Annotated in this window: 18 protein-coding genes and 1 tRNA gene; 14 read left to right on the top strand and 5 right to left on the bottom strand. The window is 66.6% G+C overall.

The genetic code is table 11. The features are described 5' to 3' along the window. The first annotated feature begins 28 nt into the window (after positions 1-28). The 8 genes from EDF39_RS08060 to EDF39_RS08025 all read left to right on the top strand — a co-directional run bounded on the left by EDF39_RS08060 (position 29) and on the right by EDF39_RS08025 (position 7952). Positions 29-610, top strand: a complete 582-nt coding sequence (locus EDF39_RS08060; RefSeq protein WP_123941955.1) for a hypothetical protein — start codon at positions 29-31, stop codon at positions 608-610. A gap of 58 nt (positions 611-668) precedes the next feature. Then, on the top strand, positions 669-980 hold the full coding sequence (locus EDF39_RS08055) for a hypothetical protein (RefSeq protein WP_123941953.1): 312 nt from the start codon (positions 669-671) through the stop codon (positions 978-980). A 613-nt stretch (positions 981-1593) separates the two neighbouring features. Further along, complete coding sequence (locus tag EDF39_RS08050) at positions 1594-3933, top strand: bifunctional DNA primase/polymerase (protein ID WP_123941951.1); 2340 nt, start codon at positions 1594-1596, stop codon at positions 3931-3933. Positions 3934-4315: 382 nt separating this feature from the next. Then, on the top strand, positions 4316-4531 hold the full coding sequence (locus EDF39_RS08045) for a hypothetical protein (RefSeq protein WP_123941949.1): 216 nt from the start codon (positions 4316-4318) through the stop codon (positions 4529-4531). Next, positions 4528-5094, top strand: coding sequence for a hypothetical protein (locus EDF39_RS08040; protein WP_123941947.1), 567 nt, complete (start codon positions 4528-4530; stop codon positions 5092-5094). Before EDF39_RS08045 ends, EDF39_RS08040 begins: the two co-directional genes overlap by 4 nt. Before the next feature lie 411 nt (positions 5095-5505). Then, positions 5506-5994, top strand: a complete 489-nt coding sequence (locus tag EDF39_RS08035; protein ID WP_123941945.1) for a hypothetical protein — start codon at positions 5506-5508, stop codon at positions 5992-5994. Between the two features lie 33 nt (positions 5995-6027). Beyond that, positions 6028-6315, top strand: coding sequence for a hypothetical protein (locus tag EDF39_RS08030; RefSeq protein WP_123941943.1), 288 nt, complete (start codon positions 6028-6030; stop codon positions 6313-6315). Continuing rightward, on the top strand, positions 6312-7952 hold the full coding sequence (locus EDF39_RS08025; RefSeq protein ID WP_123941941.1) for a recombinase family protein: 1641 nt from the start codon (positions 6312-6314) through the stop codon (positions 7950-7952). Before EDF39_RS08030 ends, EDF39_RS08025 begins: the two co-directional genes overlap by 4 nt. A 203-nt stretch (positions 7953-8155) precedes the next feature. On the opposite strand, the gene EDF39_RS08020 is transcribed toward EDF39_RS08025, so the two are convergent. After that, the gene (locus EDF39_RS08020; RefSeq protein ID WP_158613189.1) at positions 8156-9079 is read right to left on the bottom strand and encodes a type II secretion system F family protein; all 924 of its coding nucleotides are present in this window, start codon (positions 9077-9079) and stop codon (positions 8156-8158) included. A gap of 35 nt (positions 9080-9114) precedes the next feature. Continuing rightward, on the bottom strand, positions 9115-10215 hold the full coding sequence (locus tag EDF39_RS08015) for a TadA family conjugal transfer-associated ATPase (protein ID WP_123941937.1): 1101 nt from the start codon (positions 10213-10215) through the stop codon (positions 9115-9117). A 429-nt stretch (positions 10216-10644) separates the two neighbouring features. On the opposite strand from EDF39_RS08015, the gene acs reads away from it, so the two are divergent. Beyond that, on the top strand, positions 10645-12597 hold the full coding sequence (gene acs / locus EDF39_RS08010; protein WP_123941935.1) for an acetate--CoA ligase: 1953 nt from the start codon (positions 10645-10647) through the stop codon (positions 12595-12597). Between the two features lie 217 nt (positions 12598-12814). Here the strand turns inward: acs and EDF39_RS08005 are convergent, their stop codons facing one another. Beyond that, on the bottom strand, positions 12815-13285 hold the full coding sequence (locus tag EDF39_RS08005) for a RidA family protein (RefSeq protein WP_123941933.1): 471 nt from the start codon (positions 13283-13285) through the stop codon (positions 12815-12817). Beyond that, positions 13282-13440, bottom strand: coding sequence for a hypothetical protein (locus tag EDF39_RS17610; RefSeq protein WP_199726160.1), 159 nt, complete (start codon positions 13438-13440; stop codon positions 13282-13284). Before EDF39_RS17610 ends, EDF39_RS08005 begins: the two co-directional genes overlap by 4 nt. 51 nt (positions 13441-13491) lie before the next feature. On the opposite strand from EDF39_RS17610, the gene EDF39_RS08000 reads away from it, so the two are divergent. From EDF39_RS08000 to EDF39_RS07980, 5 genes are all read left to right on the top strand, one after another. Further along, positions 13492-16065 carry a transglycosylase domain-containing protein gene (locus EDF39_RS08000; RefSeq protein ID WP_123941931.1) on the top strand — a complete coding sequence of 858 codons (2574 nt, stop codon included), beginning with the start codon at positions 13492-13494 and terminating at the stop codon, positions 16063-16065. Then, positions 16056-17021: a metallophosphoesterase gene (locus tag EDF39_RS07995; RefSeq protein ID WP_370275175.1), complete on the top strand. Its 966-nt coding sequence runs from the start codon at positions 16056-16058 to the stop codon at positions 17019-17021. The genes EDF39_RS08000 and EDF39_RS07995 overlap by 10 nt, the downstream gene beginning before the upstream one ends. A gap of 52 nt (positions 17022-17073) precedes the next feature. After that, positions 17074-17147: transfer RNA gene (locus EDF39_RS07990), tRNA-Pro, on the top strand. A gap of 404 nt (positions 17148-17551) precedes the next feature. Next, positions 17552-19594 (top strand): Ig-like domain-containing protein, encoded by a 2043-nt coding sequence (locus tag EDF39_RS07985; RefSeq protein WP_123941929.1) that lies wholly within the window; start codon positions 17552-17554, stop codon positions 19592-19594. Between the two features lie 79 nt (positions 19595-19673). Continuing rightward, positions 19674-20726: a DUF4333 domain-containing protein gene (locus tag EDF39_RS07980; protein WP_158613195.1), complete on the top strand. Its 1053-nt coding sequence runs from the start codon at positions 19674-19676 to the stop codon at positions 20724-20726. 11 nt (positions 20727-20737) lie between these two features. Here the strand turns inward: EDF39_RS07980 and EDF39_RS07975 are convergent, their stop codons facing one another. Then, positions 20738-21358 (bottom strand): thymidine kinase, encoded by a 621-nt coding sequence (locus tag EDF39_RS07975; protein ID WP_123941925.1) that lies wholly within the window; start codon positions 21356-21358, stop codon positions 20738-20740. Positions 21359-21366: the final 8 nt, after the last annotated feature.

Raw genomic sequence — 21366 nt, 5'->3', positions numbered from 1 at the left:
GGTTGTCCGTTGTCGATAGAGTCTCAACATGGACTGGGGAATTTTCTGGGCAATAGTTGGGGCCAGCGTCACCGCGGTCGGCGTTGTGGTTGCCGTGGTGATCTTTAGGCGGCAGACACCCAAGCGATCCTTGGCCTACTTCGGAAAGTCAGGCCGACTCGTCGCCATCCGTTCAGATTCATTCAAGGTTCTTTACAGGGATGTGGCGGTTGCAGAACCGTTCCTGACGATCGGGACCGTAGAGTCCCGGAGTCGCGCAGACATTGGCTCCGCGTCTTTCGACGGAGGAATGCCGGTCAGTTTTGACTTCGCCGCGGACGTGCTTGAAGGTTCCTTCCAAGTGACGGGCAAGCTTTCGGCCCTGCCGACTGCGCGGGGCTTTCAGATCCTGCCGCAGAAGATCGCGAGAGGTGCTTCGGCCGAATTCTCTTTCGTTACAGATGGCCGACCAGGAAGGGCCAGCGTTACCAATAGCCTTCTCGACATTGCTGTCCAGCGCGTGGTCCCAGGGGCTAGATCGAAAAGTCTCGAACGCTTACCCAGAGTCGCCGCGATAGCCGCGACAGTTGTCGCGCTGGCCGTCTCGCTCTCCCAACTCATCCGCTCCTAGCCCGAGCGAGTCGAGGCAGGGCGAAGGCACTGTCGGTGGTTCCGGCCAATGTGTCCACATGGGTGTGCAGAACAGTGGTGAAACCGTTGACAGGATCCTGAGGCGACCGGCGCAATCGCACCCGTACGCGCACGGCAGCTTCGGCTTTTGGCTGATCGAGCAGAAACCCGCCCCACCTCTCGGCTGGGTCCTGGCCCGCTCGGATAACGGCGTTTGGGTGCTCGATGCTTACGCCCACTGCAGGGATGCGGCGGGGAAGCGCCCATGGCTTCGAACTTTCGGGACTCTCAACTCGGCGGTGGCGTGGATGTTGCAGCATGAGGGCGACATCCGAGCATTGATGAAGCGCTCTGACCCGGAGCCTGACTGACGGCGGCAATTGTGCGGCAGAGTCACGCATGCTTGGCTGGAACTTGCCCACTGGCGTGGTGCAAGGGTTCCAATCCACCCTCAGCCCCTGGTCTTCGGATCGGGGGCTGAGGTGTATCGGGAATTGTGCCGCGGAATCACGCCGTGATTCCCTGGGAGTGGGTCTCCCGGCTCATGTTGTGAATGTTGAGTTCGACCCCCGTCTACCGCTCTGGTGTCGGGGGTCGAGCGTTGTCCAGGGCGTCGCATGACGAACTTGTGCGAGTAGTCCCTGGCGTGGTTTCCTGGTGGAACAACATCACAACGGTTCTACGTCACGTCTGAGAACCGGCCACAGCCTGGGTACGACCCTGAGCCATCTGAAACGGAGGTGGCGGGCGACGCAACACAAAGTCAGTGGTCCGGCAGACACCAGAGCCTACAAAAGCACTCGTCTTGCGAACGTGACTGTAAGCGCAGGGGTTGTCAGCCCGCGCCGAGAGAGAAACAGCGAGTGGTCTCTGAGGGACCACCATGCCTTTCGCTGGCTCAACTGACAACGCAATCCCAGACGACCAATTCGAACGCCTGTTGGCGTTGCTGTTCTCGGCAGACGACGCCCCGTCGGCACGCCGATGACGCGCCTTCTTCCGGAGCAGATGCAAGACGGAGGGGCATCGCTCGCTCCCTTCCTGCGCCGCGCCCTGCCCCTGCTCGACGGCGGTTATCACGTCTTCCCCCTCGCCCCAGGCACGAAAGTACCGATCAAGGGTTCGGCAGGTCTCAAAGAAGCCACGACCGACGAGGCTCAAGTTCGGGCGTGGGCTGACCGGTACCCCAACGCCAACGTGGGCGTGGCAACCGGCCACGGGCTCATCGTGGTCGACATCGACGTGCGCGACAAGCACGGAAACCCCGTGCCAGGCGAGGCGAACTGGTCGAAACGGACGCACGGACTACCAATCGGCCCGCCCGTCGAGGTGACCACGCCGACCGGTGGACGGCACCTGATCTGGCGTGGCCCGGCAGTACAGACCAACGCCAGTCAGGTCGCTGATCACGTCGACATTCGCTCCGAGGGCGGCTACATTGTCGGCCCCGGCTCGGTAGTCCGTGGCAAGACCTACGAGAGAACGGCGGGCGGCACGCTCCCGCCATTCGCCAAAATACCCGAGGCGTCGCCTGCTCTCGTCGAGGTTGTCACTACCCGCCAGGGCGAGAAGCGCGCAACGGTCCCGGGGATCAGCACACCCCAGCGCAACCTCACCCTTGCGGAGCTTCTCGACGACCCGCCCGCGGAAGGCGGGCGCAACGACTGGCTGGCGCGAGTCGCTGGGCACCTCGCCCGAAAGCACCGAGACGACCGCGGCGCGTACGACCAAGCGGTCACGGAAGTCAACGACCGACTGCCCCAACCCCTACACGCTCTTGAACGGGGCAAGACCGCCGATTCCATCTGGGGCGGCGACAAGGCGCGCCACCCCGACGAGAAGCCTGCCAAGCCCGCCAAGGAGCAGAAGGAGTCGCAGTCCGTCCGGATCATCAAGATGGTCCAGGAACGGTTCGACATCTACACGACCCCAGACGGGGAACCCTTCGCCGTGGATCGAGACGGGGCCGCACGGCCGATCATGATGAACCCGAACGGCGGCGGTCGTCTCCGGTCACACGTCATTGCGACCATGTTCGACCAGGGCGAGCCTGCAGGCGGCGCGGCAGTCGAACTTGCGCTTCAGACGATCTACGCCAAAGCACAGGTTGAGCCGACAGTCCACTCTCTCGAACTCCGTATCGCAGAGCGCCCCGGGACGCTCGTCCTTGACCTTGCGGAACCCGGAACGGCCCGATGCGTAGTCATCACCGCATTCGGCTGGACGGTCCAAAACCGGCCCCCGGCGGGCATCCTCTTTCGCATCACGCGCACCAGTAAGCCCCTACCCGCCCCCACGGCCGACGGTCACCTCGGGCAACTGCGCGAATTCCTTGGCTGGACCGCACAGGACAGCCGCTGGAGGCTCGTCGCAGGTTGGCTCATCGCAGCCTGCTTCCCCACCATCCCGAGGCCGCTTCTCGCCTTCACCGGACAGCCCGGGTCGGCCAAGACCACGCGCGCCCGACTCGTACTCTCCGTCCTCGACCCGAGGGCGGAACTCGGAAGTTCATTCGGCCGCAACGAGGGCGACGAGCAAGCGATGGCCGCAGGGCGCTACCTCGTCGGCTGGGACAACATCACCAAGGCGTCCGACGAAGTCTCCGACCGACTCTGCCGCATGGTGACCGGCGAGGAAGTCGTGAAGCGCGAGTTGTACAGCGACTTCGACCAGGCCACAGTCTCGTTCCGCCGAACCGGGGCACTTACCGCGGTCGCCCAGCCGAACCTGCGAGCCGACGCGCTCGAACGGCTAATCCCGATCGCCTGCGATCGAATCGAGAGCCGCGCCAGACGCACCGAGGCGCAAATACGGGAGGAGTTCGACGCCGCTCATGCGGCCATCCTCGGAGGCCTCATGGATGCTTTGGTCGGGGTGCTCGGCAATCTGCCTACGAGCCGCGCCCGGGACGCCGACCGTGTGCGAATGGCCGACTTTCAGGACGTGCTGCACGCCTACAACCCCGCGACCGCCGACCTGTTTGCGGAGTCTGTGCAGAACGTCATGGTCGAGGCTGCAGTCTCCGACCCCTTCGTGTCCGCCGTGACCGACTGGCTGGCGGGCGAGACCCTGCCGCTCCGCCTCGCCTCCACCGAGGCGTGGCAGCAGGCCCGCGCTCACAGCGATCGGGCGTCGATAGAGGACCGTCGGTCCTGGTGGCCACAGTCACAATCGGCGTTCACGGCCCTGCTCCAGAAGAACACCGAACCTCTTCACGCCCTCGGCTACCAAGTGCGCACGGTCCGAACCCGAGCCAAGCGCGAGCTGGAGTTCTACCGGCCCGGCTCGTCGTTCACCGTGCCGCTCGACGGGAGCGAGTCGTGACCGGCCCCGGGGCGACGTTCCTGGGGAGGGGCACGTCACCCCGCGTCACCCACAACGTCACCCCGCGTCACCCCGAGAGGCCCGGAACGACGCGGGAGGTGACGCGGGTGACGCGGGTGACGTTCCAAACGGGGGTTCGGGACGTCCATCCAATTTTGAAAGAAGGGGGTAGGAGCCCGGGAGAGGTCCGGAGAACCCCCGACCGACCCGGGTCCCCGAGAGACACGTCACCCACGTCACCACGTCACCCGGTCTGCTCGGAGCGCCCTCGAAGGCAGCCTCGGCAGCAGGTGGCCGGTGTTCCAGACACCTCTCGCGCGCGAGGCACTCACCTTCAACGAGAAATCGAACTTTCCCACGACTCGGCCCAAGGAGGGCTCTCATGACCGCCAGCAAACCCACACCCGACTGGCTCACCCGTAACTACGAGGAAATTTCGGAGTTCCCGCCCGCGGCGCAAGAAGCGAAGACCTGTTTCGTGGCCTGCTGCGAGCGCGATGTGTGGCTCGGGGGTCTCTGCCGTCCTCACCATCGGATGGCCCGCAAGAAGTTTGACCCGCAGGTTCGACGCGAGACGAACGGCGGGCGGAACCGATGACTGAGAACGACAACAAACCTGAGGAAGACAACATGACGAACAGCAGCACTGCCGGTTCCGCCGGGGCACCCCGGGACCCCAAGCAGTTTCGCGGTTCAGAACCGTGGGGCCGCCATCACCGGGTGGAGGGCTTTCGCGCCTCCTTCGCCATCACTATTACTGAGACCGAGACCGTCTGCTGGGTCGGGACCGTCAAGCAGTTGTGGACCGAGGGCAGGCCCGAGACCGGCCCGTTCGCATTCATCGGCCTGAACCAGAAGGGCGATTACGTCGCGACAACTGATCCCGCCCGGGCTCCCCGTACAACCGTGGTGATACACGGGCTCGGTAAAGATCCCATTGCCTTGACGATGGCAGCTATCGGCCTGGCGAAGGACGCCCACCGGCTCAACAAGTGGAACGTCAACATTGACCTTCGGCGGTGGATAGCGACCCTGCCGGGGTGGCGTCCGGAGCGCTATGAGCGCGCCACGATGATCTTCCAATTGTGGTTCCTCGGCGGAATCTCGGAACGCTGGGCCCCGCCTAAAGCCCCAGAGGGCGCTCCGGAGACCTTCGAGTGACGAAGCGCCGAGAACACCAGCCGGGCGTCGACAGGTTGACGGAGGCCCAGCGGGAGGCGCGGGAGGGGCGACGCGAGGCCCACGGCGCCCTCCTGGCAGCCGTCGAAACCTCGACCCTCGCCGTGCCATGCGTCGAAGACCCCGAGGGCGGCTGGACCTCCAGCGACCCGCGAGCACAAGCAATCGCCGCCGACCGTTGTTGGGACTGCCCCGTCTTGGCGCACTGCGCTGCCTACGTCGACTTTTGGCCGGAGTCCGGCGGGGTGTGGGCCGGGCGACTAATGGTCCCGCCGGTCTTCCGGAGGCCCCGCGGCGTTGTTCCGCCGGGGTGACCGGTGACCGGCCCGGGTACTTATGCGAAACCGATCGCAAGTGATTGAATTGATATATCACATGAGATTGGAACCCTCGATGGACACCACCGACAGCACCCCCGCAGATCGCGCAGAGCATGCCAGACAGCGCGCCGTGGAAGCCGCGGTCAACGCACTTCGCGACCTTAAAGCGGGCCGGACGACCGAGGCCGCGGCCTGGGCTGATCGCGCCGACGAATGGGCAGAGGCCGCGAAAGCTGAGGTCGCTGGTCTCGACGGTTTGATTACCAAAACCGTTGGCTACGGGACCCGTGCTGACCGGCACGCACCGATCGAGATGGTGGACGTGATCGAGACCTACCGAATCACGGAGCTACGGCCCGTCACTCGCGGCAATTCTGTCGTTCTGGCAATTGGTCGCCTAGTCGGCACCGACCACCCTGACCTCTCCCGCTCCATCGGCACGGAAAGCAGCATCCCCCTCGACGAGGTCCGCAAGGCCGCGGTGCAAGCCGTCGAGGCCGCGACGACCGCCACCCAGGCTCGTATCGCCTGGGAACGCCAACAGGTGAACACACCGAGCTGAACCACTCACCACCAGCAGAGATTGGAACCCTCTATGACCGCCTCAAGTTTGAACCCGTCCGCCCGCGCCACTGAGATGGCGCAGGCATGCCAAGACCTCGCCCGACGATGCCGTATGGCACTCCGGGCGGGGCATATCGACGAAGCCGCCGGGTGGGCCGACGCCACAGAAGACATGGCAATCAACACGGCGCGGCACGTCCGCGGCCACCTCGGGTTTGCCAGCGTCGTCGCCTTGTTCCGCGCGAGTAGCGCGTTCAACTCGACCCGCCCCGCGGTGGACGCGTGGCAGGCTCGCAACTCCAAGGAGCGCCGATCATGAAGACCAGTGCGGAGACGGTCCGAGCCGCTATTTACCTGCGCGTGTCAACGTCCGATCAGGTCGACAACACCTCCTTGGCGGAACAGCGTCTCGTCTGCGAGGCGGCAATCGCCGGGCACCCCGGCTGGGTTGTGGCCGAGGTGTACGCCGACGAGGGCCTGTCGGGCACCTCCGACGAGCGCCCGGCCTGGCGGCGCATGTTGGCCGACGCGCAGGCGGGCACCGTCGGCGCAGTTGTCGTGGCGAAGCTCGACCGGTTCGCCCGCAATGCCGGGCACGCCATCGCGGAGACCGACCGTCTGCAGGCGCTGGGTATTCCACTGCTCATAGTCAAAGAGCAGATCGACATGTCGACCCCACAGGGACGGCTCATGCGAACGATGCTGGCTGGATTCGCGGAGATGGAACGCGACGTGATTGTCAGCCGCACTGTCGGCGGGCAGCGGGCGAAAGCCACCAACGGAGACTGGCCCGGCGGAAAGCCTCCCTTCGGCTGGCGACTCCAAGATGTGGGCCGGAACGCCCGACCCGTACCTGACGAACGTGAGCGGCACGTCATCGGCCTCGTCTACGACCTGTTGGTCCGGAAGCACCTCACTGCGGGGCAAGTGGCCGACCGCCTCAACGACGCTGGGATGCTTACTCGGTCGGCCCAGGAGAATCTCGAACGGGGACGCGCAGGCGGGGCACATTGGGATCCGCAAGTCCTCCGTCGCACCTTCGCGAACGACGTGCTCTACACGGGGAAGACCATCTGGGGCGCGGTTGAATCCGGGTCGATGTACAAGCGGAGCCACCACACGAAACTCGACCGGCACGGCAAACCTCTTTACGGCGATCCCATCGAACTCCAGCTGGTTGACCCTCCGCTTACCCGACGACAGCATCTGGCCCTGATCCGGGAGTTCGCTCGCCGCAGTACGCGGGGCCAGTCTCGACCAGAGGTGAAGCAGATGCTGGCGACTCGCCTCAAGGGTGAGTGTGGCGAGGTCTACTACGGCGTCAGCACTGCTGGGAAGGACTACGACGTGTATCGCTGTTCTGGGCGGAAGCACCTCAAGGGCAAGGACAAATGCTCCTGTGTCCAGGTGCAGGTGCAGGACCTCGACGCTCGCGTGTGGGCTCAGGTCGAGCAACTCCTCGGTGATCCAAATCGCCTCGAATCCCTTGCCCGTCAATGGCTCGAAGTGCCCGCAGATGCGACTGTGTCGGGGACCGCCGACGCCGTGTCAGGGATCGACCGGCAGATCGAGAAGTGGGAGCGAGCTTTGGGCCGAGCATCTCGCGAAATTCTGCTGGCCGACGACCCGGAACCGCTGCGCCAGGCAGTCTCGGGCCTGAGCAAGGAGCTGGCCGACCTCCGCGAGCGCAAAGCCGCCTACGCCCTTCTCCTGGCCTCGGAGACCGCGAAGGCCCAGAGCCTTACCGACATCGTGCAGCTTGCCGAGAGGGCCAAGGGAAGGCTCCGGGGCATGGATCGTGAGCAGCGCCGCGAAGTGATCGAAATTCTGGGCATTGAGGTGCAGATGGCCGGGCCTTACGCCGCGTCCCGTCCCGACCACGTCCACATTGCCGGACGGTTCGATGCACGCCTGTTCACACCTGCAGACGGGGAAACCGAAAACGGGGGGCCATGATCACGACCGCATACTCGGCGGTCGCGGCACCCGTGTCGTCGGCGAGGTCCATCCGCCGTAGGGCAGCTCGACCGCGCGAGAAGTGGAGGGCAACAGAAGAAGGAAGAGAGGGGATGAGCACGGATGTCCTTTCGTCGGTGACTCCAGCCTGATCGAGGCGGGGGCAGGATCCGGCTGCTCCGGTCGACGAGGTGGAGAACCCGTCACCCGATCGGCCCGGTGGAGGCGAGGAGCGCCACCATCAGCGGCACGACCCCGACCAGGAGGAACGCCGGCAAGATGCACACGCCGAGCGGCAGCATGAGTCGAACGCCCAGCCGCTCGCTGGCCTCTTCGGCCCTTGCGCGAGAGTCGCGCCTCAGCTCGTCGGCGGCCGACCGGAGCAGCCCTCCCGCCGGCACCCCCGCGTTCTCCGACAGGGTGACCAGCGCATCGATCTCGGCCGCAGCGGTGGGGATCGTGAGCCCCGCGCAGTGCCGCTCGAGCGCCGCGCTCACCCGGGCCCGGGCCTCTCCCCAGGCGCCGCCACCCTGCATCGCCAGCGCGATCAGCTCGAGGTCGAGCCCGGGAATCCCATCGGGCGGCGCCGCCGCGGCGAGAAGCCGCCGGTTCCACGCCCGGGCCGCCAGCACGAGGGCACCGGCCACGCCCACGCAAACCCAGCCGATCGGAGTGAAGGCGAGCACCCGCACCGTATCGATTCCGAGCCCTAAAGCGACGAGGATCCCGAACGCCGGCAGAGCGAGCACGATCCGTGCCGTCGCCACCGGCCCGCTGGCAGCGACTCGGGCGTCTCGACGGGCTTGCACGAGCACCCGCGCCGACTCGGCGCTCGACCGCAGGCAGTGCGCGAGCGGGGCGCCGGAGGCTTCCGCGACCTCCCACGCTGCCGCGGCCTGCAGCCACTGGGCGCGGGCGACCACCGGGGCGCGCGCGTCGGACCACGCGGAGGAGATCGCCGCCGAGCCGACGAGCCCGCGGCGGAGGGAGTCGGCGGTGAGCGCCAGGATCCTGCGCTCGTCCGGTTCGAGAGTCGACTCGGCCAGATGCCTCCACGCGGCGGCCGGCGCGATCCCCGCCTCGAGCAGTACCGCAAGCCTCTCAAGCGATCGCGCGGCCGACGTCACCGATGTCGATGAACCGGGACCATGTGCGCGACGACTCACCGGTACGCCTCCGTGGTGAGGCGTCCGTCGTCGTCGAGGGTCAGGCGCGCGACGCCGGAGACCCGACGCCCGAGTGGGCCGACGCTCAGGTGGACGACCGCGCCGAACGCCGACACCGCCTGGCGGGCGACCGCCGCGGGCGAGAGCTCGGCGAGAGCACCCACGGCTTCGAGTCGTGCCGGAACAGCATCGAGTCCGTTGGCGTGCAGGGTGCCGGCGCCTCCGTCGTGCCCCGTGTTGAGCGCTGTCAGCAGCTCTCTGATCTCGGGCCCGCGGCACTCCCCCACGATCAGCCGACCCGGGTTCATCCGTAGGGCTTCGCGTACCAGCCGGGCCAGACCGATCTCTCCGGCGCCCTCGAGGTTGGCCTGCCGAGTCTCGAGCGACACCACGTGGGGGTGATCGATGCGGAGTTCGGCGACGTCTTCGAGCGTGATGATGCGATCGGTGGGTGAGGCTTCGGCGAGGAGCGCCGAGAGGAGTGTCGTCTTGCCCGAGCCTGCAGCACCGGTGATGAGCAGGTTGACTCGGCGATGGATGAGGTCGACGAGCAGAGAGCGGGGCACGGTCGCGAAGGCGCCGGAAGTCTCGAGGTCGTCCAGCGAGAGCGGCTCGAGTGCGGGCACGCGTATCGACAGCAGGGCACCACCGGTCGAGATGGGAGGGAGCACCGCGTGCACCCGGATCCCGTCGGCCAGTCGCACGTCGGCGCAGGGGTTCGCTTCGTCGACGTGTCGGCCGCCCGCGCCGATGAGAGCGGTCGCGAGCGCCCGGGCGGCCGGTTCTCCGAGAACGAGATCGTCGAAGAGCTCATGACCGGCGCCCCGGTCGACGACGACCTCGCCGGTCGCGTTCACGAAGAGGTCGGTGACGCTCGGATCGGCGATCAGCGGGCGGAGCGGGCCGAACTGGCGGGGTACGGTTCGGCGTACCCCGTTTCGTACCCCGATCTGATCAGTCGTCCCCCGGTCGGCGGTCGACGAGCCGAGGGGTGACGGCACGAATCGGACGGGTGAGTGACCGGGCGGTCGGTCGTGCTCGGGAAGGAACGACACGGCTGCTGACCCGGTAGGCGACCGGTGCTGAGGTGAATTCATGGTCGACGGTAAATCGCCGCTGCGGCTTGAGCGCACGTCGGCCGCGGGGGTGGAGAATTCCGCGCGCCAGCGCGCTTGTGGAGACCGGGGCAGCTGAGCTTCTTGGCGGTTCGTCCAGTAAGAAGCGAACCGCTGACCATCGCTGTGACCGTCACCCGCGGGCGGCGAAAACCGACCGGCGGGTTAAACGAGAGGGGCGGCACCAGTTGGGGGGAACGGGTGCCGCCACGGTACCGCGCGATTGGGGGGAATCGTGGGCGGTACCTGCCGGAACAAGTCCGACAAGAACGAGTGTACCCCAAAACGCGCGCGGCGCAACCGGCTGGCATCGGCGATTTCGCGTCGATCCGAATCCCGACCCGGAGTATCGTTCCCGGGAGCCACACGTGTCGTGTGTCGATACCTCGCACCGTCGCGAAAGAAGGATCCATGCCGGACAACATCGACCATCTCCTCACCGAGACCAGGCGGTTCTCCCCCTCTGCCGAGTTCGCCCGATCGGCGGTCGCGACGGAAGACCTGGTGGCCCGGGCGAAGCAGGATCGACTCGAATTCTGGGCCGAGCAGGCTCGCGAGTCGGTGTCGTGGTCGAAACCGTTCACCAGGATCCTTGACTGGACCAACCCGCCCTTTGCGAAGTGGTTCGACGACGGCACACTCAACGTGGCCTACAACTGCCTCGATCGTCATGTCGAGGCCGGCAACGGCGATCGAGTCGCCATCCACTGGGAGGGTGAGCCCGGCGATACCCGCACGTTGACGTATGCCGAGCTCACCGCGGATGTGAAGAAGGCCGCCAACATGCTGCTGGCGCTCGGCGTCGTGGCCGGCGACCGCGTGATCATCTACCTGCCGCTCATTCCCGAGGCCGTCGTCGCGATGCTCGCCGTCGCGCGGATCGGCGCCGTGCACTCCGTCGTCTTCGGCGGTTTCAGCGCCGAGAGCATTCGTGCCCGTGTCGACGACGCGCAAGCGAAGGTGGTCATCACGGCCGACGGTGGATGGCGTCGGGGTGCCGTCTCGGCCCTCAAACCCGCGGTCGATGAGGCACTCGACGAGACCCTGCACGGCTCGAGCAGCGTCGAGAAGGTCGTCGTCGTGAAGCGCGGCGGCAACGACATCGACTGGAACGACTCCCGCGACGCGTGGTGGCATGACCTCCTGGCCGAGGCCGGTGACGAGCACGAGCCCCAGGCGTTCGAGGCGGAGCATCCCCTCTTCATCCTCTACACGAGCGGCACGACGGGCAAACCGAAGGGGATTCTCCACACCTCGGGCGGCTACCTGACCGGCGCCGCCTACTCGCACAAGAACGTCTTCGATCTGCACCCCGAGACCGACGTCTACTGGTCGACGGCCGACGTCGGCTGGATCACGGGGCACACCTACGTCGTCTACGGCCCGCTCGCCAACGGGGCGACGCAGGTGCTCTACGAGGGCACCCCCGACTCCCCCGAGCCCGGGCGCTGGTGGGACATCATCGAGAAGTACGGCGTCACGCTCTTCTACGCGGCCCCGACGGCCATCCGCGGCTTCATGAAGGCCGGGCGGCAGATCCCGGCGACACGTGACCTGTCATCGCTCCGACTGCTCGGCAGCGTGGGCGAGCCGATCAACCCGGAGGCCTGGGTCTGGTACCGCGACGTGATCGGAGGCGGAAAGACGCCCGTCGTCGACACCTGGTGGCAGACCGAGACCGGCTCGATCATGATCTCGGCGCTGCCCGGGCTCACGACCCTGAAGCCGGGCGCCGCCCAGGTTCCCCTCCCCGGTGTGGCGATCGACGTCGTCGACGACGCCGGTGTGCCCGTCGGCCACGGCGAGGGCGGGCTGCTGGTCATCACCGAGCCCTGGCCGTCGATGCTCCGCGGCATCTGGGGCGACCCCGACCGGTACGTCGAGACCTACTGGTCGAAGTTCGGCCCGACTGTCTACTTCGCCGGCGACGGGGCGCGCAAAGACGAAGACGGCGACATCTGGCTGCTCGGCCGCGTCGACGACGTCATGAACGTCTCCGGCCACCGACTCTCGACCGCCGAGATCGAATCCGCACTCGTATCGCACCCGCTGGTGGCCGAGGCCGCTGTCGTGGGGGCGTCCGACGAGACGACCGGGCAGGCGGTGGTCGCGTTCGTGATCCTCCGCACCTCACAGGCGGGCTCGATGTCGCCGGAGGAGGCGGCGTCGGCCCTCCGGGGTCACGTTGCTCACGAGATCGGATCGATCGCGAAGCCCAAGACGGTCATGATCGTGCAGGAGTTGCCGAAGACGCGCTCCGGCAAGATCATGCGTCGGCTACTTCGCGATGTGGCCGAGGGGCGCGAGATCGGCGATACGACGACTCTCGCCGACACCAGCGTGATGAACGCGATTCGTATTTGATTGGTACTCCGCGGGTCGCGGTGCCGGACCTCGGACAAGCCTCGGTCGTCCGGCACAGCGACCCGCGACGCGCCGACCCTATTGGCGCTCCGCGGGTCGCGGTGCCGGACCTCGGACAAGCCTCGGTCGTCCGGCACTGCGACCCGCGACGCGCCTGGCGAGAGCTCGCTGGAGCTGGGCGCCTCTGACGCACATCCCTTCGGCGCGCTAAAAAGAACTAGTCAATCTCGAGGATGATCTCCACCTCGACGGGTGAGTCGAGCGGCAATACCGCAACACCCACGGCGCTGCGCGCATGCACGCCCGCCTCGCCGAAGATTTCGCCGAGCACGTTCGAGGCGCCGTTGATCACACCGGGCTGACCCGAGAACGAAGGATCCGACGCGACGAACCCGGTCACCTTCACCACCTGCTTGACCCGGTCGAGGTCTCCGAGCACCGACTTCACTGCCGCCAGAGCATTCAGTGCCGCCTGTCGCGCGTAGGCGTGGGCGTCGTCCGCTGACACAAGGCCTTCAGCCGCGCCCACCTTGCCGGTGGCGGGCAGTGCGCCCTCGACGAACGGCAGCTGACCGGACGTGTAGACCATCGAGCCCACCAGGAGGGCGGGCACGTAGGAGCCGGCCGGGGTCGCTACCTCGGGGAGCTCGATGCCGAGTTCGGCGAGGCGCGCGTCGATCGACGTCATACCTGCTGCACCGGGCGCTTGAGGTAGGCGACAAGGCCGCCCTCGGGCGTCTGGAGCACCTGGACGAGCTCCCAGCCCTCCGAGCCGAAGTTGTTGAGGATGGCTGTCGTGTTGTGCACGATCAGCGGAGCGGTGAAGTACTCCCAGAGGACCATATTGGGCGTCCGTTCAGTCAGTTGCGGTTATGAATCACTTACCCTGATCTTATGTCTGCCCAAAAAAAGAGGCCTACCTCCGTGGTCGGCGCCCTGTTCGGCTTCGTCGGATTCAGCGCCCTCGCCGGTCTCCTCGTCACGATCGGTGTGACCCCGGCTCTCGCCGTCTCGAGTGTGACCGCATCATCGTCGATCGGTATCTTCGAAGGCCTCCCCGAATTCATTTCGATCGGGCAGCTCCAGCAGCGCAACACGCTGTATGGCAAGTCGAACGGCCACCAGGTGCCGTTCGCGACCGTCTACTCCCAGAACCGGGTCAACCTCACCTGGGATCAGGTCTCGATCAACCTCAAGCACGCGGTCGTCGCCGGTGAAGACCGTCGTTTCTACCAGCACGGCGGCGTCGACCTGACCAGCATCGTGCGCGCCGGCGTCGGCTCGGTTGCGGGCGGTCTCGGCGACAGCGGCGGTGGCTCGACGCTGACAATGCAGCTCGTTCGCAACATCCGTCTCGCGGAGGCGCAAGACATCAAAGACCCGAAGAAGCAGGCCGCTGCTATCAAGGATGCCAAGGAGGTGACCGTCTCGCGCAAGCTGCAAGAGATGAAGTTCGCCATCGGCCTCGAGAAGAAATACACCAAAGACCAGATCCTCCTGGCTTACCTCAACATCGCCTACTTCGGCGACGCCACCTACGGTGTGCAGGCAGCGGCTCAGCACTACTACGACAAGAGCGCGAAAGACCTCTCGCCGACCGAAGCCGCGAGCCTCATCGCGATCGTGCAGTACCCCGAGAGTCGCGACCTGTCGACGCCGAAGAACTACAAGAACAACGTCGCTCGCCGCAACGTGATCTTGAAGGCCATGAACGCTCAGGGCTACATCTCGGACGCCGTGCTCAAAGCTGGCCTCGCGAAGAAGGTCGGCACCTCCGTCCACCTCACCCCGGCTGTCCAGGGCTGTGCGGCTGTCACGGCCGGCGGGGCCCAGCAGTTCTGCGACTACGTGACTTCTCCCGACATGATCAAGTCGTACGCCTTCCTCGGCTCCACCGAAGAAAAGCGCGAAGCCGCCTGGAAGACCGGTGGCTACAAGGTGTTCACCACCATCAACCTCGACCTCACGGCGAACGCCAAGGGCAAGATCGACCAGTACGCCCCGGCGACCGAGACCCGGTTCCCGCTCGGCGGTGTGGTCGACTCGGTCGAGCCGGGCACGGGCCGCGTCATCGTGATGACGCAGAACAAAAACCTGACGACTGACAACAAGGCGTCGACAACCGGGCCCACCACCTATCTCAACTACTCGGTCGACGAGAAATACGGCGCGTCGAAGGGGTTCCAGGTCGGTTCGACCTACAAGCCGTTCACCCTCATCGACTGGCTTGACAAGGGTCACGGCCTCAACGAGCTCGTCAACGCCACCCCGCGCCCGTTCCCGACGATGACCATCGACGGGGCGCAGCAATCAACGGTGACGGGCGATTCCCCCGCTGGCTACACGCCGAAAAACGACGAGGGGTACATCTCCGGCTACATGACGGTTGCCCGGGCGACCGCGGCCTCGGTCAACGTCGCGTACGCCGACATGGCCCAGCAGCTCGACCTCGCTGACATCAAGAACGTGGCGCAGAGCCTCGGCGTTCACCGTGCTGACGGGACGCCGTTGCAAGACAACTTCTCGTCGTTCCTCGGCACGAACGAGATCGCGCCTCTGACCATGGCGACGGCCTACGCCGGAATCGCTAACAAGGGCGTCTTCTGCGAGTCCATCGTCGTCGACAAGGTGCGGGCTCCGAACGGCAAGACCATCGCGGGGCAGCCCAAGAGCTGCAAGCAGGCCATCGACCCCGATGTAGCCGCGACCGCGATTCAGGCGCTCCAGGGTGTCTTCCAGGCCGGCGGAACCGCGAGCGGCGCCCTGCCCGACTCCCAGCCGACCTTCGGCAAGACGGGTACCACCAACGATGCCGACCAGATCTGGCTCAACGGCTCGACCACCGCACTCACCACGGTTACCTGGATGGGCGACACTTCGGGAAACCACAACAGCCTCAGGCAGTATGCCGGACCCTCCGGCCAGCTCTACTCGCTGAGCCGAACCAACCTCTTCCGCGAGATCGAGGCGGTCAACAACACGGTCTACTCCGGCACGGCCTTCCCGACGCCCACGGGCAATCTCGTCCAGGGCACCGGCGTCAACGTGCCCACTATGACGGGCTCCGACGTCGACTCGGCGAAGAACCTCCTGAGCGGGGTGGGCCTCACCTATGTCGACGGTGGGTCGCAAGAGTCCGATCTACCCGCCGGCCAGGTGTCTGCGACCAACCCCGCCGCTGGCAGCCTCGTCCCGGATGGCTCGTCGGTGACGGTGTACACCAGCGACGGCTCGAAGTCGGCCGAGGTGCCCGCGGTCTCGGGCAAGAGCTACGAAGACGCCACGAACGACCTCGAAGACGCCGGCTTCACCAACGTCTCGGTGAAGTACGCGCGGGGCGACGACGACCAGAAGTGCGACGTCATCTCATCCGACCCGGGTGACGGAACCTCCGCGTCCAAAGACACGACCATCACCCTGACCGTGAATGGCGGCAAAGACGGTCGCGACCCCGGGGACTGCTCGTGACGTCCCGCCGCGCCGCCGACGTAGCCCTGGCCGCGTCGACGGCGGCGGCGGTCGCCTCGGCCGGCGCCTTCGCCTACGGTGCGCTCGTTGAACGCAACCGCTTCACCGTGCGTCGCGAGCACCTGGCGATCCTTCCCGCAGGATCCCGGCCGCTCACGATCCTCCACCTCTCCGACATCCATCTGGCTCCGTGGCAGACGGCGAAACAGGAGTGGATCCGCTCTCTCGCCGTGCTCGAGCCCGACCTCGTCGTGAACACCGGAGACAACCTGGGGCACGACGACGCGTACGACGCCATCGAATACACCCTCGAGCCGTTCCGCGGCATCCCGGGTGTCTTCGTCCACGGCTCGAACGACTACGTCGCGCCCCGGTTTAAGAGCCCCTTCACCTACTTCAGCGGCCCGAGCAAGGCACACCGCGCCCCCGACGATCTCGACAATGCCCGGCTCACCTCGTTCTTCGAGTCGCTCGGCTGGCTCGACCTCAACAACACCGCGCGCGCGCTCGAAATCCGAGGATCCCGCCTCGAACTCTTCGGGGTCAACGACGCCCACCGGCAGTGGGCTCGCCTCGACAAGATCCCCGGAGCACTCGACGAGCTTCGCGAGAACGTCGGCTGGCAAGACGAAGACGGCCCCGAATCGGTCAGCATCGCGCTCACCCATGCCCCCTACCAGCAGGTGCTGAACTCGTTCGTCACCAATGGCGCACAGCTCATCTTCGGCGGACACACCCACGGGGGCCAAGTTTGCGTACCCGGCTACGGCGCCCTCGTCACCAACTGCGACATCCCCCGCAAGCAGGTCTCCGGCCTCAGCACGTGGACGCACGCCTTCAAGAGCGCGCACCTCGAAGTCTCGGCCGGGCTCGGCACTTCGATCTACGCGCCGTTCCGGTTCGCCTGCCGCCCCGAGGCCGTGCTCGTGACACTGACCGCCTCGAACATGGGCTAATGTAGTGGAGTCGCAACCGCGGGTTTAGGCCCCTGGTGGCGGCATCACACCTCGGGGTGTGGCGCAGCTTGGTAGCGCGCCTCGTTCGGGACGAGGAGGTCGTGGGTTCGAATCCCGCTACCCCGACGATCAAAAGTGGCTAGCCCCTACGGGGCTGGCCACTTTTGCTTTGTGCTCTCTGGCCCGCCCTTCGGGCGGCGCAAAATGGCTACTCCCTTCGGGAGTGGCCATTTTTCGTTGTGCTTATGGGCCCGCCCTTCGGGCGGCGCGAAATGGCTAGCCCCTTCGGGGCTGGCCACTTTTGCTTTGAGTTCTCTGGCCCGGTGCGCTGCCGAATTCGAAGGAGAAACGTGGGGGCGACCCCGTCGGATCCTGATGTTTTGGGTTGCGAAGCGCCGGATCTCCTTCAAATTCGGAGCCACGACACGAGAAGCAGCAGCACGTGCCCACTACGGGGACTCGTGAGAACGAGCGTTCTCTGTTTTGATCGTTGTGGGGAAAGACCCCGATGACCACGAGGATCCCCAGTGATGAAACCCCGGCCGGCAGCGCTTCGCGCTGCCCTGACCACCCTGACCGCCGCCGCGATACTCGCGAGCGTGCTAACAACCGGACCCACCGCGGCCACCGCCGCTGAGGTCCCCCAGCCACAGACGGCCGCCGCCGCTCCGACCACGGCCGACCTCTCCGGCGACATAATCGCCGTGCCGCCCACCGCCTCCACCCCCTCCTCCCGACGAAGCACCGGCGCGACCACGCAGTCGGAATCCACGCAGTCCGAGTCAGCGCAGTCCGAGTCGGCCCAGTCCCAGTCAGCTCAGGCAGCGTCCACGGTCAGTGTCGAGAAGATTTACGTCAGCCGCGCTGCCGCAACCGCCACAACGGCCGACGACTCGTCAAGCCTCAAGCTCGACGACGCCTCGATCAAGGCCGCCGTCTCGTCGCTCCACGACTACTGGTGGGAGCAGTCGTCGCACACCGTCGACATCCAGCTCGCCGGAATCGAGAACGACTCGCTCGCCCAGAAGACCTGTGACGCCAACACCACCCTCAACGGCGTCTCAGCCAAGGCGTTCGGCGGCTCGTTCGCGAACTTCTCCTGGATCAACACGCACCGCCACCTCCTCGTGCTCAGCCGCGAGGCCTGCGGCACCGTGGCCTTCGGCACCCTGGGCGGCAACGGCGGTCTGATCTTCAGCGGTTACGGCACGGAGCAGTCGTTGGCCGTCCCGATCCTGCTGCACGAGTTCGGCCACAACCTCGGTTTCCAGCACGCCAACGCCGGTTTCTGCCGCAGCGCCAAGGTCTTCGACGGAACCGACGACGACTTCTCCCTCGTACCCGCGAATACGACCACGAGCGTCCAGTGCCCCGTCCGCGAGTACGGCGACTACGCCGACATCATGGGCTACTCCTTGAACGGTGCCAGGCCCGGGCTTTCGAGCCTGCAGCGCTCCCTCGCCGGCTACATCAGCGATGTGACCGACGACAGCGCGGTCGGCACCAGGAGCTTCACCATCAAGCCGCTCTCCGGTAGCGCCTCGGGCCGCTCGCTCCGCATCGTCGACCCGGTCAGCAAGGCCGTCTACTACGTGGAGTACCGCATCAAGTCCGGAGCCGACGCGTCGAATGCCGAGTTCGCGGGCTACCGACAGAACTGCGAGTCGATCACGGGCGGGTTCACGCTGTGCGCGCTCGGAAGTAGCGCCACGAGCGGCAGCGTCAGGATCCTGCGCACCCTCCCCAACTCGAACGACTCGCGCACCTACCCCGCCACCGTCGTGCTCGCCGCTGGGCTCGACTCGAAGAACGACCCCACGCGCCGCGACACCCACCTCGACAAGGGCGAGAGCTTCACCGACTACGGCAGCGGCTTCTCGCTCAAGGTCACCTCGCTCAACCCGTCGTCCGGGGCGGTCGTGTCGGTCCGTCTTGGGACGGCCCCGACCTTCTCGGCCAAGAAGCCCGCCACCGCGGCGACCACCACGACCCTGAAGGTCAACCGAGCCACGCAGACCTACGGCTCGTCGACCCGTATCACCGCGACCGCGAGGGTCTCGGATCGCGAGGGGGGCATTCCTAACGGCACGCTGACCCTCAAGCGCGGCGGAACCACCGTCTCAAAGGGCGCTGTTCCGAAGAATGGCGCCGTCGCGTACACACTGCCGAAGACACTCGCTGCCGGCTCGTACGCGCTCAAGGCAACGTATGCGCCGACGTCGGAGGCCTTCGCGGCGTCGACATCGTCGACCGTCAAGGTCGCAGTGACGAAAGCGAAGTCGACGACGAGCTCCTCGCTGTCGCACACGAAGATCGCCCGCAGTGGCACGCCCCAGGTGGCCGTCGCCGTCAGCGCCCCGGGTGTTACAGCACCGACGGGAACCGTGACCGTGTCGGCCAACGGCAAGGTCGTCAAGCGCTACTCCCTGACGAGCGCGAAGAAGGGTCGCGTGACGCTGTCGCTGCCCAAGTTCACCACGGCGAAGAAGTACGCGATCACGACGAGCTTCATTGGGTCGACCTCGACGGCGTCGAGCAAGGCCTCGGCCGGCACCCTGACCGTCACGAAGTAGCCGCGTGACCCGCTTGGGGGCTCCCCCGACTGTGACGCCCTGCCTAGGCTGTGATCGCGACTTATCAGGGGAGAATCGCGTGACCGACACCACCACCAGGGCGCCCGTTTCGGGCTGGTACGCCGACCCCTCGGGCCGGGCGCCGTACCGCTGGTGGAGTGGCGAGAACTGGACGACCGAGACGCTCGAAAGCCTCCCCTCCGAGGCGTTCGTCGACTGCAGCGAAGCCGCTCTCCCGACCCGGCGCAGCCTCCGCGAGGCACGTCCGGTCGGAGGGGAACCTGCATCCGGCGTGACAGCGACCTCCCCGACCGCTACCCCCTGCCCACCGGCGAGTGATCGCACGCAGTCCACTTACGTGCCGGTGAATCCTCTGGCGCACGAGAACGCCCACCACGGCTCTGCCTCGCCGGCGACTGCCCGCTGGTCGACGCCCGCAGCCTGGATCGCCAACGCCCCGCAGCAGCCCGATCACGCCGTATACGGCACCGGGGTGCCCTTCGCCCGTCAGCAGCGGCGAGTGCCGCTCGTGCGGGCGACCAACCGCCCTGCGCGAAACGGGTTCGCGCTCGGAATCCTTAGCACCCTCATCCTGATCGGCGTGGTCGGCGCCACGGTCGTGACCGGCCGGCTCTACACCGTCTGGTCGCTCTGGACCGTCGTCGGCCTCATCTGCAGCATCGTCGGCATCGTCCGCGCGAACGGGTGGGAGGCCCGAGGGCTCGTGCCGATCGGACGTGCGCGCGCCGTCGCGGGGCTCGTGCTCTGTGTGGTGTCCCTGCTCGGCCAGACGACGGAGACGGCGCTGGCCGTGGCCGGCGGTTACGGGCCCGTAGCGGTGAGCCCCGCGGGAGCTGCCGGATCCTCGGCCCCTGACCGGGCGCCCGTGATCGGAATCCCACAGCCCGACGGAGCACTCGTCTACTCGCGGGCGCAGGCCCAGTCGTCGATCGCCGCCGCCTACGCTTCGGCCCTGAAGTCAGAACCGGCCCGGGTGGCGTGCCCCGCCTCCGAGGCTCTTGCCGTGAGCGTGTCGTTCAGCTGCCGAGTAGTCGTCGCGGGTGGAACTGCGACGACGGCGCACGTGACGATCGTGGACTCCGCCGGGCACGCCGAGATCCAGGTCAGCTAGACCGGTGCCACCTAGGCCAGCGCGCCGCCCGACTCGTCGAGGTAGCAGGCCCCGCACAGCGCCTCGTAGGTGACCTTCTCGCCGTCGATCGCGACCTGCTCGCCGTCGAACACGTAGCGGCCGTCGAACAGACGCGCGTTGAAGATCGCCTTGCGGCCGCACCGGCAGATCGTCTTGAGCTCTTCGAGCGAGTGGGCCACCTCGAACAATCGCGCAGCCCCCTCGAATGCGTGCGTGCGGAAGTCGGTGCGGATGCCGTAGGCCAGTACGGGAATGTCGTCGCGGACGGCGATCCGCAGCAGAGCATCGACCTGGGGCGCAGAGAGGAACTGAGCCTCGTCGACGAGGAGGCAGGCGACGTCGCGGCTGGATCCTTCGGTGTCGGTCTCGGCGACCACGGCCCGACGGGCGGCCGCGAACGTCTCGGCGAGGTCGTCGCCCGGGCGCACCAGGAAGTCGGTCGTGCGGGTTACGCCGAGCCGGGAGACGATCTGGTCGTCGCCCTTGGTGTCGGTGTCGGGCTTCGCGAGGAGCACCCGCTGGTGGCGCTCTTCGTAGTTGTAGGCGGCCTGGAGCAGCGACGTGCTCTTGCCGGAGTTCATCGCGCCGTACCGGAAGTAGAGTTTCGCCACCCCGAGAG

The organism is Frondihabitans sp. PhB161 (assembly GCF_003814635.1).
Taxonomy (GTDB): domain Bacteria; phylum Actinomycetota; class Actinomycetes; order Actinomycetales; family Microbacteriaceae; genus Frondihabitans.
Note: the sequence above shows the minus strand (reverse complement) of the source record. Positions and strands in the feature narration are given on the sequence as shown.